Genomic DNA, 14,071 nt, shown 5'->3' on the forward strand with positions numbered 1-14,071 from the left:
ACGTAGGGCTGCAGCGTGCGTGCGGGCACCGGTGCTCACTCGGTCGGGTGAACCTGCGGTGCTCGGGAACGGGTGTGCGGGAGCGGTCCGTTGGACGGGCATGGAGCTGAAAATGCGTGAGGGGTACCAGGGGACGGGACCGGGGGCGATCACTCCGGACGGCTGCGCGGTGGAGCTCTACTCCCGGCTGCCCGTCGGGGACGAGCCGGACATCATCGCCGCCGCGGTGCCGGCGGGGGCGCGCGTGCTGGAGCTGGGCAGCGGGGTCGGGCGGATGACCCATGCGCTGCTGGAGCGCGGCTTCGACGTCACGGCGGTGGACGAGTCCGCCGAGATGCTGGAGCGCGTCCGCGGAGCGCGGACGATACGCAGCGCCATAGAGCGGCTCGACCTCGGCGAGACCTTCGACGTGGTGCTCCTCGCGTCCTTCCTGGTGCACGTGGGGGACGTCGAGGTGCGGCGGGGCATGCTGCGCACCTGTGTGCGGCACCTCGCCGAGGGCGGCTGCGTCCTCATCCAGCGGGAGGGCCCGGACTACCACACCGCTGTGCCGCGCGAGCGGGTGGACCCGGCCGGTTTCACCGTGCGGATCGTCTCGGCCGAGCCGGTCGGGGACGGGGTCGACTCGGTGCACGCCGAGTACGTCTTCCCGGACGCCGTATGGACGCAGACGTTCCGGGCACGGCCGTTGACGAGGGAACAGTTCGAGGAGGCGCTCGGGGAGGCGGGGCTGCGGGTGGACCGGTATCTCACGGCGGACGGGATGTGGGTGAGAGCGGTGCCGGTGGCGACCGGCGACTGAGCGGGCCGAAGCGCCCGGAGACGCGATGAGTTCGGGGCCGCGGCTCGGTCTACTCCTGTGACAGCGACACGCACCGCTTCCCAGGAGAACCCATGTCGGAAACCACCGCTCCCGCCGCGACCACCGCGTCTGCCGCCGCCCGTTCTGCCCGCTCCGCCCGTACCAGCGTCGCCGGGGCCGCGACGGTCCGCGGGAGACGTGCCCGGGTCGCGCTGCGCGCACTCCAGGTGCTGCTCGCGCTCTTCTACGCGATCCCGAGCGCGCTGCCGAAGCTGATCGCGCACTCCTCGGCCGCCAAGACCTTCGACGAGATGGGCTGGGGCAGCACGGGGATGTACGCCATCGGGCTGCTGGAACTCGCCGGGGCGGTCGGGCTGTTGGTCCCCGTCCTGCAGTCGGCCGCCGCGACGGGGCTGGCCGCGCTGATGGTGGGGGCGTTCGTCGTGCAGATCACCGTGCTCGACGGTCAGTACGCGGCGACACCACTGATCCTGGTCGTGCCGCTCGCCTACATCGCCTGGGCGCGGCGGAGCCACAACGCGGACCTGCTGCGCCTCCTGCGTCGCCGCGGCTGACGGCCCCTCCGGCGCGGATCACGGAGCCGGACGGGAGCGGCGCCGTCCGTCTCCACCCGTCCCTTCGTCCCGCCGTCCGCGCGCCCGTGTCGCTCTCGCACCACTGCCCGGCCGGGATCGCGCGGCGCCCCGAGCACGGTCCCGCACCCGGCCGACCGGGACGGTGCGGCCGGGTCCCGCAGCGGTGCGCTGCCGGACTGCGCCGACAGCATGCGTCAGGGGCGCGCCGCGCCGCCGCCACCGCGCGACGTACGGCCGCCCTTGGCAGCCCGGCCACCGCCCGCACCGCCACCGCCGCCACGGCCCGCACCGCCACCGCCGCCACGGCCTCCGGCCGTCCGGCGGCCACCGGACGCGCCCCGGCCGCCGGAACGACCGGACGCGGCGCCCGGCTCACCGGGCCCACCGGCCCCGCCGGCCCCACCGAGTCCGCCCGGTCCGCCGAAGCCGCCGAGCCCGCCCAGTCCACGCAGGCGTTCCATCTCACGCCGGTCGCGCTTGGTCGGGCGGCCCGTGCCGCGGTCGCGGACACCGGCCGGAGCGACGGCCTCGCGCGGCGGAGGCGGCGGCGAGTTGTCGATGTAGCACTGGGCGGCCACCGGGGCACCGACCCGCTTGCGGATCAGCCGCTTCACCACGACGATCCGCTCCCGGTTCTCGTGCCGCAGGCGCACCTCGTCACCGACGCGCACGGAGTGCGCGGGCTTGACCCGCTCGCCGTTGAGACGCACATGACCGCCCCGGCAGGCGGCGGCGCCCAGGGAACGCGTCTTGACCAGACGCACCGACCAGATCCAGCTGTCGATGCGGACGGACTCGCCGGGCTGCGGCCCGGCCGCCTCGGCGGCGGCCACGGCCGCGGCGGTCTTCGGATCCACCACCGCGGACGCCGCATCCCCGGCGCCCCCGCCCGCACCCCGCGCGGACGCCGCCTCCTCGGCGTGCCCGTCGGCACCCCGCGCGGACGCCTCACCCGCGGCGTGCCCGTCGGCCTCCCGCGTAGACGCCGTATCCCCGGCGTCCTCGGCCGGACCCCGCACGAATGCGGCGTCCCCGGTCGGCCGCGTCGCGTCCGCCGCATCCCGGGCCCCGCCCGTCCTGTCCCTGTCGGCACCCTCGGTCACCATGGTTCCGACCTTAGCCCGACCGCCGCGCCGGCCGTACGGGGATTTCCGCGCGGCCGGCTGGCCGCGGGCCCCGAGACCTGCGGCACCGTCACCGCACCCACCGCTCTCACCGCTCTCACCGCACCCACCGCTCCCGCCGCTCGACGGCCTACCGTGGAGCCATGGACACCAGCGGCCTCGCCCGGCTCGACCGGCGCATCGCGGACTGCCGCGCCTGCCCCCGGCTGGTGGACTGGCGCGAGGAGGTCGCCCGTACCCGGCGTGCCGCGTTCGCGGACTGGACGTACTGGGGCCGGCCGGTGCCCGGGTTCGGGCCGCCGGACGCCCGGCTGCTGATCGTCGGTCTGGCGCCCGCGGCGCACGGCGGCAACCGCACCGGCCGGATGTTCACCGGCGACCGCTCCGGTGACGTGCTGTACCAGGCGCTGTACGACGTGGGGCTCGCCTCGCAGCCGACGTCCGTGCACGCCGGGGACGGCCTGGAACTGTACGGGGTGCGCGTCACCTCGCCGGTACACTGCGCCCCGCCCGCCAACAAGCCCACCCCCGCAGAACGCGACGCCTGCCGGCCCTGGCTGGTGCAGGAACTGCACCTGCTGCGGCCGACGGTGCGCGCCGCGCTGGTCCTCGGCGCCTTCGGCTGGCAGGCCGCGCTGCCCGCGTTCGCCGAGGCCGGCTGGACCGTCCCGCGGCCCCGGCCCGCCTTCGCGCACGGCGCCCGGGTCACCCTGGACGCCGCCGACGGCCCCGGCCTGCACCTCTTCGGCTGCTTCCACGTCAGCCAGCGCAACACCTTCACCGGCCGGCTCACCCCCGGGATGCTCCGGGAGGTCCTGCGCACCGCGGCCGGGGCGGCCGGGCTGCCCGTGCGGAATTGAGATGAAACCTCCGGGCCGAGGACGTTACGGTGCCCCGATGGGCCTGTATCCGGAGATCGAACCGTACGACCGCGGCATGCTCGACGTGGGGGACGGCAACCGCGTCTACTGGGAGACGTGCGGAAACCCGCGGGGCAAGCCGGCGGTGGTGCTGCACGGCGGCCCCGGAAGCGGCCTGCGCCCCAACTACCGGCGCTACTTCGATCCCACCGCGTACCGCGTCGTACTGCTGGACCAGCGCGGCGCCGGACGGTCGACCCCTCCCGCGAGCGACCCCGCCACCGACATGAGCGTCAACACGACCGCCCACGTCATGGCGGACCTGGAGCGGCTGCGCGCCCACCTCGGCATCGACCGGTGGCTGGTGTGGGGCCTGTCGTGGGGCTCGATCCTGGGCCTTCGGTACGCGCAGACGCATCCCGGGGTCGTCTCCGAGCTGGTGCTGACCGCCGTCGCCACCGGCTCCAACCCCGAGGTCGCCCTGCTGACCCGCGGACTGGGCACCGTCTTCCCGGAGCCGTACGCGCGGTTCCTCGCCGGATTGCCCGCCGGTGAGCGCGACGGCAACGTGGCCGCCGCGTACAACCGGCTGCTGGAGTCGCCCGACCCGCAGGTGCGGGAACGCGCCGCGCGGGCCTGGACCGACTGGGAGACGGCGACGATCCCCGCGCCGCCGGGCTCGGTCGCCCGGTTCCAGGACCCGGAGTTCCGCAGGGGCTTCGCGCGGACCGTCACCCACTACTGGGGCAACGACCACTTCCTCGGCGACGGCAACGACGACGGCGTGGTCCTGCGGGACGCCCACCTTCTCAAGGGCATTCCCGGCACGCTGGTGCAGGGCAGCCTCGACTTCGGCAACCTCCTCGGCATCGTCTGGCGGCTCCACCACGCCTGGCCGGACAGCGAGTTGGTGATCGTCGACGAGGCCGGCCACGACGCCGGAGCGGTCGGCGACGAGGCGCTGGTGGCGGCGACGGACCGGTACGCGCGCCGCGTCTGAGAGGGCCTCTGCGGCCGCCACTCGTACCGCACGTCGGGCCCCGCTGCCGCTGCCGCTGCGCGCCGCCCGCACAGGAGCCGGCGCGGCGATCGGACGTGGCCGGTTCGGCTCCGGTGAAGACACCGAACCGGTGCGGTGCGTGCGGTTCGTGTTCCATACTGATCGCCTCGGCCGAAGCGGAGGTTGTCCGGTGGCGTACCGGTTCTACCTGTACATCAGCGACGTCAAGGTCGACATGCTGCTGTCACAGCTCGACCCGTCGTCCACCGGTACGCGCACGACCGAGGTCGGAGTCGACTTGAAGGTCGTCAACGGCAGGCGGAGCGTGGAGACTTCTCCCGACACGGATCCCGTGAGCCGGCTGGACAGGGTCCTGAAGCGGCTGGAGAAGGACGGCGCCATCGGGACGCTGGAGGAGCCCGGGCCGTTCTTCCGGGGCCGGCTGCCGATGCGTTGGGGCGCGCCGGCGCACGGCGACGACATGTCGCTGGTGTTCTTCGGCGCCCGCGCCGGCCGCACGGTCGTCGGCCTGGGCGGCTCCACCCGGCACGTTCTGGGCTCCTCGGCCGACGCGGCGGACGGCCCGCCCCTCACGCGGTCACTGCTCCCGTCCCTGCTGGACGGTCTGCGCCTGGACCCCCGCATCGCGGCCCTGTTCACCGCCACCGACCCGTCCCCCGACCCGGACGGCCTCGCCCTGCGGGCGGTGCGCGAGGCCACGGACGGGCTGCAAGGACCGGCGCAGACGGTGGAGTTCGTCGCCAAGCGGCTGCTGCACGGTCCGGATCCCGAAGCGGGCGACGGATCGGCCGTACTGCTGGGCTCACCGCTGTACGTGGCCCTCGCGGACTGAGGCCGGCGGACCGTGGGGGAGGCGGTGCGGCTGGAGGCGACGGGCACGATCGTGCCGGCACGCACGTTCGTCTTCCGAGGGCCGGCCGCGTTGCTGGTGGGCCGGGCGGAGGACTGCGACCTGCGGGTACCGGCCGACGACCGGCGGGTCTCGCGCCACCACTGCGCGTTCGACATCGACCCGCCCGCGGTACGGCTGCGCGACCTCGGCAGCCGCAACGGCACGTTCGTCAACGGCGTCAGGCTCGCACCGACACCGACACCGACACCGGTACAGACACCGATACCGGCACCGGCATCGACACCGGCACCGGCATCGACACCGTTCGCGTCCCGGCCGTACGAGCTGGCCGACGGTGACGAGGTGCGCCTCGGCGGCGTGGTGGTCGCGGTCTCCACCGGTGCCGGTCACCGGAGACCGGACGGACACCCGCGCCCGGCCGGTGACGCACGGATCGGTGACTACAGCCTCGTCCGCGAACTCGGGCGCGGGGCCCAGGGCGCCGTCCACCTGGCGCGGCACGGGCCCTCCGGCGAGTTGCGCGCGCTGAAGGTGCTCCGGCCCGATGCCGTCCTCCGCCCGGAGCTGGTGCACGGCTTCCTGCGGGAGATCAACATCACCAGGACCCTGCGCCACCCGCGTCTCGTCGCGTTCCACGAGGCCGGTTCCACCGGTACGCGGTTCTTCCTGGCCTGCGAGTACTGCGACGGCGGAAGCCTGGCCCGGCGCGTGGCGGAACGGGGCGGCCCGCTCGCGCCCGAGGAGGCGGTGGCCCTGATCCTCCAGGTCCTCGACGGCCTGGCGTACCTGCACGGCCGCCACGCCCTCGAAGCCGCCACGGACACTGCGCCGGAAGCCACGGACACTGCCACCGAAGCCGCCACGGACACTGCCACCGGAGCCGTCGGCGACTCCGCGACCACCGGAGCCGCCAGCGACTCCGCGACCATCGAAGCCGTCGGCGACTCCGCGACCGGAGCCCTCGCCGCCGCGGCGGCCGAAGCCGTCACGGAAGCCGTCCCCTCTGCCGCCGGCTCTGCCTCCGGCCCGGCACCGGCAGGCACGGACCGGCTCGTGCACCGGGACGTCAAGCCGCAGAACATCCTCCTGACCGGCCCCCGCACCGAACCGCAAGTGAAGATCGCGGACTTCGGCCTGGCCAAGGCCTTCGAGCGGGCGGGCCTGTCCGGATACACGTCGACCGGCGCCCTGGGCGGCAGCGTCGCCTTCATGCCCCGGTCGCAGATCGTCAACTACAAGTACGCGGCGCCGCCGGTCGACGTGTGGGCCGCGGCGGCATGCCTGTACTGGACGCTCACCGGCGCCACACCCCGTGACTTCCCGGACGGCGCCGACCCGGTCGGCGTGGTCCTGCGCGAGCCCGTGGTGCCGGTCCTGCGCAGAACGCGCACCCTTCCGGTCCGGCTCGCCGGACTGATCGACAGCGTCCTGGCCGACGGGGATGCGGGCGGCCGGACCGTCCCGTCGGCGCTGGAGTTCGGGCGGGCCCTGAGGGAGGCGATGTGAGACGGTCGGTGACGGGACCCTACGCGCGGTTGCACACCCGCATCACGGGCGGGCCGCCCGGGACCGGTGTCCCGCTCGGCAGCCTTCCGCTGCCCGCGCGTCTGACGCCGATGTTCGAGGGCGTGTCCGCGGAGATGCCGCTGCTGCGGGCGGGCGCACTGGTGTGGCCGGCGATGAACGAGGTGCCGGAGCACCGTTACGGGCGGGTGGTGGCCGCCCAGCTGGCCGACCTCGCGATCCGCAGGCACCTGTGGCTCAGCTACGGGAGCGAGTACGCAGGGCCGTCCGGACTGGTCGTCTCCCGGCATCCCGACGCCCCCGAGCCGACGGTGCCCGAGGAGGCCCTGCTGCTGGACGTCGTCCTCGGCCGCGCGCAGAGCGTCCGGCTGGCCGGCCGTACCGACGGACGGTCCTGGGACCGGCTCACCGAACTGATCCACCGGCGGATGAAGGCGGACGGCCTCGCCTGGAACCGGTGGGACCGGCACCGCACGCGGCGCCTGCTGCTGCGGATGCGGCGGTGGATGCGCGCGTACGCGGCACAGGACCTGCCCTGGGAGGCGGATCCCCGCCTGCACCTGGCCGGCTACCCGTACGCCGTGCTCTTCAACATCGAGAACGGGCCCGGCTCCTGGCCGACACCGCCCGACGACGACGTCTACCTGCCCTCGCTGCTGCCCGTGGCCTGCACCATGGCGATCAACGGCCTGCCGCCGCCGGGAGAGCGCGGATGACCGGGTACGGCGGACACGACGACGGGGCCACCCTCGACGCCACCGGCCCGGCGCCCTCCCCGGCGGGCCCGCCGGTCGAATGGCCCGTCGGCACACGCCTGCTGGACACCTACGAGATCACCGGCGAGCCACGCAGCGGCGGCATGGGCGTCGTCTACCCGGCCCGGCACCTGGACTGGGGCACAGCCGTCGCCGTCAAGAGCCCCCAGCGGCACCTGCTCAGCCGCCCGGCCGACCGGGAGAGCTTCGTGCAGGAGGCCCGGACCTGGGTCGACCTCGGTCTGCACCCGCACATCTGCGCCTGCCACTACGTACGCACCGTGGACGACTTCCCCCGGGTGTTCGCCGAGTACGTGGAGGGAGGCAGCCTCGACGACCGGATGCGGGTCGAGGACCCGCCGCTGTACCGGGGCGAGGAGCCGGACGTCCTCGCCCGGATCCTGGACATCGCGGTGCAGACGGCCTGGGGCCTGGAGTACGCCCACGCCCGGGGAGTGGTCCACCGGGACGTGAAGCCGGGCAACGTCCTCGTCGGTGACGACGGGCAGGTCAGGGTCGCCGACTTCGGGCTGGCGCAGGCCCCCGGCGCGCACCGCGGCACCCCGCGCTACCGCTCGCCGGAACAGGCCGCCGGACGTGCCACCGGCCCCGCCACGGACCTGTGGAGCTTCGCGGCCGCCGTGCTGGAGATGTTCACCGGCGGAGGACCCTGGCTCGACGGGGCCGCAGCCGCGGACGCCCTCGCCGACTACCGCGCCACCGGCGGACGCTGGGCCCGTGTGTGGCCCGTACCCGACCGGCTCGCCGGCCTGCTGGCACGCTGCCTGGCCCACGCACCCGAGGACCGGCCTGCGGGCATGGCGGAGGTCGCCGCCGAGCTGACCGCCGTGCACGAGGAGCTGACCGGGCGCCGCTACCCGCGACAGCGGCCGGCCGCCGCCCGGCTGCGCGCCGACGAGCTGAACAACCGGGCACTGTCCCTCCGCGACCTGCGGCGGGCCGGGGACGCCGAGGTGCTGCGGCTGCTGCGCCGGGCCCTGGAGGTCGACCCGCGGCACCCCGAGGCCTCCTACAACCTGGGGGTGCTGCGCTGGCGCGCGGGCGAGATCACCGCCGACGACGTGCTGCGCGAACTGCGGTCGGCGCTGCCCGGCGACACCGGCCGCGCGAGCACCGAACGCCACGAGCGGGTACGGCGGCTGACGGCGCTCGTCGACGCCGAACGCGGTGCGACGGTCCCGGCGGTCACCATCCCCGTCGTCGGCACCACCAGGGTCGCCGTGATGCGCACGCTGCCCGACGGCCGGCACGTGCTGACCGGCCACGACGACGGGCGGCTCACCCTGCACGAGACGGCCACCGGACGCCTGGTGCGCACCCTCGGCGGCCACGCACCGCACCAGGTGAACGCGGTGCACGTCTCCGCGGACGGGCGGTACGCCGTCAGCACCGGAACGGACCGTGCGGTCAGGCTGTGGGATCTGAGCAGCGGCGCCTGCCTGCGCGGCAGGAAACGCCGGGGACCCGCCGCCCGGGTCACCGTGGCTCCCGACATCCGGGTGATGGCGTTGCACCGCTTGTCCGACCAGCCGGACCGCATCCGCATCTGGCGGCTCGACGGCCGCCGCCGCCCGTACGTCGTCCGGGCCGCCGCCGAGGTGACGGCGGGCCCCCTGTTCCTGGACGAGTGCACGGTGCTGATCGCCGAGTCGGGCGGTGACGTGGGGGTGTGGGACTGGCCGCACGGCCGGCGGCTGGGCACCTTGCGCGGCCACAGCCGTTCGGTGGTGCTGATGGCCGCGGACCGGGCCGGCCGGCGGGTGATCACCGCCGCCGCCGACGACGAGGATCTCACCGTCCGGGTCTTGGACGTCCGCACCGGGCGCTGCACGCACCGGCTCGAAGGACACACCGCCCCGGTCGGCGCGCTCGCCGTCGCGGCCGACGGCCGGCTGGCGCTGACCGGCGGCGACCACATGGCACGGCTGTGGGACCTGGACACCGGCGACTGCGTGCGCACGCTGGGCGGGCACACGGGAATCGTCGACGGTGCCGCGTTCGCCGACGGCTCCGCGGACCTGGCGCTCACCACCGAACTCGGCGGCCCGGCCCGCGTGTGGGACCTCACCACCGGACGCTGCCTCAACGCCTTCGAGCAGGACGACGTGCCGGGCGTGTGGGCCGAACTCACCGCCGACGGGCGTTACCTGCTGCAGCCGGGCCGCCGGAAGGTCGTCGTGCACAGCCTGTGGCCGCGCCCCGGTGCCGTCGCACTCCAGGTCTGCCGTCCCCGCTCCGCCCTGGACGCCTCCGCGGGCGACGCGCGGGGGACGGAACTGGTGGCGCGGGCGGCCCGGGAGCAGGAGCGCGGGAACACCGCAGCCGCGCTCGCCCTGCTGCGCGAGGCCCGGTCCCTGCCCGGGCACGAGCGCTCACCGGAGCTGATGGCCGCCTGGCGGCGCATGGCGCGCGACACCCGCCCGACCGGCCTGCGGGCGGCGTGGCACAGCCGCCGCCTGGACGGGGACGGCCGGGCCCTCACCGACGTCTGCGTCACCCCCGACGGCCGGTTCGTCCTGTCGAGCGGCCACACCGACGACACCGTCTGGGTGCGGGACCTGACCACCGGCCGCCGTGTCCGACGGCTCGCCGGGCACACCGGCACGGTGCTGGCGGTCCGCGTGACGCCCGACGGCCGGTACGCGGTGACCGGCGGCCGGGACCGCACCGCGCGCGTGTGGGACCTCACCGCGCCGGCCGCCGACCCGGACGGCCCCGCCGAGGGCCTGCCCGCCGACCCGGACGGCCCCGCCGAGGGCCTGCCCGCCGACCGTCACCGCACCCTCACCGGGCACACCGCCGCCGTCCTCGCCGTCTTCGTGACCCCCGACGGCCGACGCGTCGTGACCGGCGGCAGCGACAGCACGGTACGGGTGTGGGACCTGCGGACGCAGGCGTGCCTCCACACGATGACCGGTCACCACGGCCCCGTCGGGTCGGTGTGCGTGACGCCCGACGGCCGTCACGCCCTGTCGGCCGGCGTCCACGACACGGGCGTCCGCCAGTGGGACCTGAGCACCGGCCGCTGCGTCCGCGTCCCGGAGACCCATCCCGCCGGCGGCCCCGGCTCGATGTGCCTCACCCCCGACGGCCACCTCGTGACGGCCACCCGGCTGCGGTCGCAGGGCGGAGTGCGCGTCCGGCATCTGGCCTCCGGCCGGCTCGTCCGCCGTATCGACGCCGGGACCGGCGCCGTCATGCTGCGGGACGTGCACGCCGTGCCGGTCGGCGACTTCGTCGTCACCGCCGGCACGGACAACGTGCTGCGCCTGTGGGAGGTGGCCACGGGCCGCGAGGCGGGTCGGCTGGAGGGACACGGCTGCGATGTGCACGCGGTGCACATGACCGCCGACGGGCAGCACGTCCTGGCCGCGGGTGACGACGGCGCCGTGCACGTCTGGGACATCGACTGGGAGCTGGCCGGGCGCGACCCGCGCTGACGGGGCGGCGGTGCAGGTTCTGTCCGGCCGCCCGACGCCGGGCTACGGGCGCAGCACCACCTTCGTGTAGCCCTCGATCCGCTTGTCGAACTTGTCGTAGGCCGACGGCGCCTGGTCCAGCGGCAGTTCGTGCGAGACGACGAAGCTCGGCCGGGCCCTGCCCGCGATGATCAGGTCCCGCAGGTGCCGGTTGTAGCGCTTCACGTTGCACTGGCCTGTCCCCATCCGCAGGCCCTTCTCGAAGAGCTTGCCGATCGCGACGAGGAGCATGCCCTGCTTGGCCTGCTCGTCCGGTGCGCCGGGATCGGCCGGGACGTAGAGGCCGGGCACGCCGAGCGCCCCGGTGGCCCGCACCGTACGGACCAGCGAGTTCAGGACCGTCGCCGGTTCCTCGCGGTCCGCGCCGCGCGCCGCCGCCTGGTAGCCCACCGCGTCGATGCCCTTGTCGGTGCCCGCGCCGTCGGTCTGCTCCTGGATCTGCTCGACCGGATCGCCCTGGGAGAAGTCGACCGGGACCGCGCCGATCTCCTCCGCCTTCCGCAGCCGCTCGGCGACCCGGTCCACGACGAACACCTTGCTCGCGCCGCGCAGCAGCGCCGAGTAGGCGGCCATGAGGCCGACCGGGCCCGCTCCGTACACGGCGACGCTCTCGCCGGGTCGGACCTGGGCGAGTTCACAGCCGTGGTAACCGGTGGGGAAGATGTCGGCGAGCAGGACGAAGTCGTTCTCGTGCTCGGTGCCCGGCGGCAGTTTCAGGCAGTTGAAGTCCGCGTAGGGAACGCGCAGGTATTCGGCCTGGCCGCCCTTCCAGGGGCCCATGGCGACGTAACCGTAGGCGCCGCCCGGGAAACCGGGATTGACGGTCAGGCAGTAACCGGTGAATCCCTCGACGCAGTTGGTGCAGAAACCGCAGGCGACGTTGAAGGGCATGACCACGCGGTCGCCCTCCTTCAGGGTGGTGACACCCGGGCCGACCTCCGCGACCGTGCCCATGTTCTCGTGGCCGAAGGTGATGCCGGGCTCGGCGGCGGTGCGGCCTTCGTACATGTGCAGGTCGGAGCCGCAGATCGCGGTGGAGGTGACCTTGACGATCACATCGTTCGGATGCTGGACGGCGGGATCCTCGACCTCTTCGACCGCGACCTCGAACGGTCCCTTGTACACGACGGCCTTCATGGCTGCGACCTCCGCTCACTGGGGTTGATATCCGTTGAATCCGGTGTGCCGCGCCCCTCCCGGTGTTCCGCGTGACCGATATCTCATGATTCTCCGGTCTGCCGAATGGGGCAAGCCGGTAATATCCCCGGCAATGCCAGGTCGGCAGTGAACCCGGAACGGAAAGGGGCGGACATGGCGGCGCAGAGGCTGGGAACGCTCCTCGTTCCCGTGCCCGGACTGTCCGGCACCACTTATCCGCCGGGCACGACGGTGACGGTCCGCGGTCGCGGCGCGAGTGTCGACGCCTTCGTCGACGGTGACTGGCTCCCGCTGGCGTGGTGGGAGTTCTCCGACGGCCTGCGCGAGGACATCGCCGACCGCTGACCGCCCTCAGTCGACCCGTACCCAGTCCAGGGTGCGCTCCACCGCCCGCTTCCAGTCCTGGTAGCCGTCCCGGCGCCGCTCCTCGCTCCACTGCGGGTCCCAGCGCCGGGACTCCTGCCAGTGCGAGCGCAGTTCGTCGGTGTCCCGCCAGAAGCCGGTGGCGAGCCCGGCCGCGTACGCGGCACCCAGTGCCGTGGTCTCGGCCACCACGGGACGGCTCACCGGCACGCCCAGCACGTCGGCCTGGATCTGCATGCACAGGTCGTTCGCGGTCACGCCGCCGTCCACCTTCAGTACGTCCAGGTGCACGCCCGAGTCCTGCTCCATGGCCTCGACCACGTCACGGCTCTGGTAGCAGATGGCCTCCAGCGTGGCCCGCGCGATGTGCCCGCCGGTGTTGTAGCGGGCCAGCCCCACGATGGCGCCGCGGGCGTCGGAGCGCCAGTAGGGGGCGAACAGGCCGGAGAAGGCCGGCACGAAGTACATGCCGCCGTTGTCCTCGACGGTACGCGCCAGCTGTTCGCTGTCCGGCGCACTCCTGATGATCTTCAGCTGGTCGCGCAGCCACTGCACGGCCGCGCCGGTGACGGCGATGGAACCCTCCAGCGCGTAGACCACGGGGCTGCCCGCGAACTGGTACGCCACCGTCGTCAGCAGCCCGTGGCGGGACCGCACCAGCTCGGTGCCCGTGTTGAGCACCAGGAAGTTGCCGGTGCCGTAGGTGTTCTTGGCCTCGCCGGGGGAGAAGCAGACCTGGCCGACGGTCGCGGCCTGCTGGTCGCCGAGGACGCCGGTGATCGGAACGGCGGCGCCCAGCGGCCGGGAGGTGCGGGCCCTGCCGTACGCCTCCGGGTCGGAGGACGGGTGGATGGACGGCAGCATGGCGCGCGGGATGCCGAAGATGCCCAGCAGTTCGTCGTCCCAGTCCAGGGTCTCCAGGTTCATCAGCATGGTGCGGCTGGCGTTGGTCACGTCGGTGGCGTGCACTCCGCCGTTGGGGCCGCCGGTGAGGTTCCACAGCACCCAGGCGTCCGTGTTGCCGAACAGGGCGTGGCCCGCCTCGGCGGCCTCGCGCAGTCCGTCCACGTTCTCCAGCAGCCACTTGATCTTGCCGCCGGAGAAGTAGGTGGCCGGCGGCAGACCGGCCTTGTGGCGGATGACCTCGCCGTGCCCCTCGCGTTCCAGGGCGGCGGCGATGCTGTCGGTGCGGGTGTCCTGCCAGACGACGGCGTTGTAGTACGGGCGGCCGGTGCGCGGGTCCCACACCACGGTCGTCTCGCGCTGGTTGGTGATGCCGATGGCCCGCAGGTCGGTGGCCGACAGGCCGCCGTCGCGCAGCGCGTTCTGGATGACGGTGTTGGTGCGCTCCCAGATCTCCACCGGGTCGTGCTCCACCCACCCCGAGCGCGGCAGGATCTGCCGGTGTTCGAGCTGGTGCTTCGCCACCTCGTTTCCGGCGTGGTCGAAGACCATGAAGCGGGTGCTGGTGGTTCCCTGGTCCACCGCGCCGACGAACTCGGGCATCGTGTGTCA

12 protein-coding genes are annotated in these 14,071 nt (G+C 74.1%); 9 read left to right on the top strand and 3 right to left on the bottom strand.

The window, feature by feature from the left end:
* Positions 1–112 precede the first annotated feature (112 nt).
* Both FGW31_RS26280 and FGW31_RS26285 read left to right on the top strand, forming a co-directional pair.
* Positions 113–802 (top strand): class I SAM-dependent methyltransferase, encoded by a 690-nt coding sequence (locus tag FGW31_RS26280; RefSeq protein WP_142196009.1) that lies wholly within the window; start codon positions 113–115, stop codon positions 800–802.
* 92 nt (positions 803–894) lie between these two features.
* Positions 895–1,377, top strand: a complete 483-nt coding sequence (locus tag FGW31_RS26285; protein WP_142196010.1) for a DoxX family protein — start codon at positions 895–897, stop codon at positions 1,375–1,377.
* Positions 1,378–1,592: 215 nt separating this feature from the next.
* Here the strand turns inward: FGW31_RS26285 and FGW31_RS26290 are convergent, their stop codons facing one another.
* Complete coding sequence (locus FGW31_RS26290) at positions 1,593–2,258, bottom strand: RNA-binding S4 domain-containing protein (protein ID WP_142196221.1); 666 nt, start codon at positions 2,256–2,258, stop codon at positions 1,593–1,595.
* A gap of 407 nt (positions 2,259–2,665) precedes the next feature.
* Here FGW31_RS26290 and FGW31_RS26295 point away from each other — a divergent pair, with 407 nt between their 5' ends.
* The 6 genes from FGW31_RS26295 to FGW31_RS26320 all read left to right on the top strand — a co-directional run bounded on the left by FGW31_RS26295 (position 2,666) and on the right by FGW31_RS26320 (position 10,996).
* A complete protein-coding gene (locus FGW31_RS26295; RefSeq protein ID WP_142196011.1) occupies positions 2,666–3,382 on the top strand; it encodes a uracil-DNA glycosylase in 717 nt (238 codons plus the stop codon).
* 37 nt (positions 3,383–3,419) lie between these two features.
* Positions 3,420–4,382 carry a prolyl aminopeptidase gene (gene pip / locus FGW31_RS26300; protein WP_142196012.1) on the top strand — a complete coding sequence of 321 codons (963 nt, stop codon included), beginning with the start codon at positions 3,420–3,422 and terminating at the stop codon, positions 4,380–4,382.
* Positions 4,383–4,572: 190 nt separating this feature from the next.
* Entirely contained in the window at positions 4,573–5,235 is a 663-nt protein-coding gene (locus FGW31_RS26305) for a DUF7019 family protein (RefSeq protein ID WP_142196013.1), read from the top strand.
* Between the two features lie 12 nt (positions 5,236–5,247).
* The gene (locus tag FGW31_RS26310; RefSeq protein WP_142196014.1) at positions 5,248–6,762 is read left to right on the top strand and encodes a protein kinase domain-containing protein; all 1,515 of its coding nucleotides are present in this window, start codon (positions 5,248–5,250) and stop codon (positions 6,760–6,762) included.
* Between the two features lie 8 nt (positions 6,763–6,770).
* Positions 6,771–7,496 carry a hypothetical protein gene (locus FGW31_RS26315; protein WP_142196015.1) on the top strand — a complete coding sequence of 242 codons (726 nt, stop codon included), beginning with the start codon at positions 6,771–6,773 and terminating at the stop codon, positions 7,494–7,496.
* On the top strand, positions 7,493–10,996 hold the full coding sequence (locus FGW31_RS26320; protein WP_142196016.1) for a serine/threonine-protein kinase: 3,504 nt from the start codon (positions 7,493–7,495) through the stop codon (positions 10,994–10,996). The genes FGW31_RS26315 and FGW31_RS26320 overlap by 4 nt, the downstream gene beginning before the upstream one ends.
* Before the next feature lie 42 nt (positions 10,997–11,038).
* On the opposite strand, the gene FGW31_RS26325 is transcribed toward FGW31_RS26320, so the two are convergent.
* Complete coding sequence (locus FGW31_RS26325) at positions 11,039–12,172, bottom strand: glutathione-independent formaldehyde dehydrogenase (protein WP_142196017.1); 1,134 nt, start codon at positions 12,170–12,172, stop codon at positions 11,039–11,041.
* A gap of 174 nt (positions 12,173–12,346) precedes the next feature.
* Here FGW31_RS26325 and FGW31_RS26330 point away from each other — a divergent pair, with 174 nt between their 5' ends.
* Positions 12,347–12,538 (top strand): hypothetical protein, encoded by a 192-nt coding sequence (locus tag FGW31_RS26330; protein ID WP_142196018.1) that lies wholly within the window; start codon positions 12,347–12,349, stop codon positions 12,536–12,538.
* Positions 12,539–12,544: 6 nt separating this feature from the next.
* On the opposite strand, the gene glpK is transcribed toward FGW31_RS26330, so the two are convergent.
* Complete coding sequence (gene glpK / locus FGW31_RS26335; RefSeq protein WP_142196019.1) at positions 12,545–14,062, bottom strand: glycerol kinase GlpK; 1,518 nt, start codon at positions 14,060–14,062, stop codon at positions 12,545–12,547.
* Positions 14,063–14,071: the final 9 nt, after the last annotated feature.

Source organism: Streptomyces calvus (assembly GCF_006782915.1).
GTDB classification, from domain to species: domain Bacteria; phylum Actinomycetota; class Actinomycetes; order Streptomycetales; family Streptomycetaceae; genus Streptomyces; species Streptomyces calvus.

What these genes read in the sequence shown, in the direction of transcription:
- pip (WP_142196012.1), top strand. Translation starts at nt 3,420, where the DNA reads ATGGGCCTGTATCCGGAGATCGAACCGTACGACCGCGGCATGCTCGAC.
- FGW31_RS26285 (WP_142196010.1), top strand. Translation starts at nt 895, where the DNA reads ATGTCGGAAACCACCGCTCCCGCCGCGACCACCGCGTCTGCCGCCGCC.
- FGW31_RS26295 (WP_142196011.1), top strand. Translation starts at nt 2,666, where the DNA reads ATGGACACCAGCGGCCTCGCCCGGCTCGACCGGCGCATCGCGGACTGC.
- FGW31_RS26325 (WP_142196017.1), bottom strand. Translation starts at nt 12,172, where the DNA reads ATGAAGGCCGTCGTGTACAAGGGACCGTTCGAGGTCGCGGTCGAAGAG.
- FGW31_RS26280 (WP_142196009.1), top strand. Translation starts at nt 113, where the DNA reads ATGCGTGAGGGGTACCAGGGGACGGGACCGGGGGCGATCACTCCGGAC.
- FGW31_RS26320 (WP_142196016.1), top strand. Translation starts at nt 7,493, where the DNA reads ATGACCGGGTACGGCGGACACGACGACGGGGCCACCCTCGACGCCACC.
- glpK (WP_142196019.1), bottom strand. Translation starts at nt 14,062, where the DNA reads ATGCCCGAGTTCGTCGGCGCGGTGGACCAGGGAACCACCAGCACCCGC.
- FGW31_RS26330 (WP_142196018.1), top strand. Translation starts at nt 12,347, where the DNA reads ATGGCGGCGCAGAGGCTGGGAACGCTCCTCGTTCCCGTGCCCGGACTG.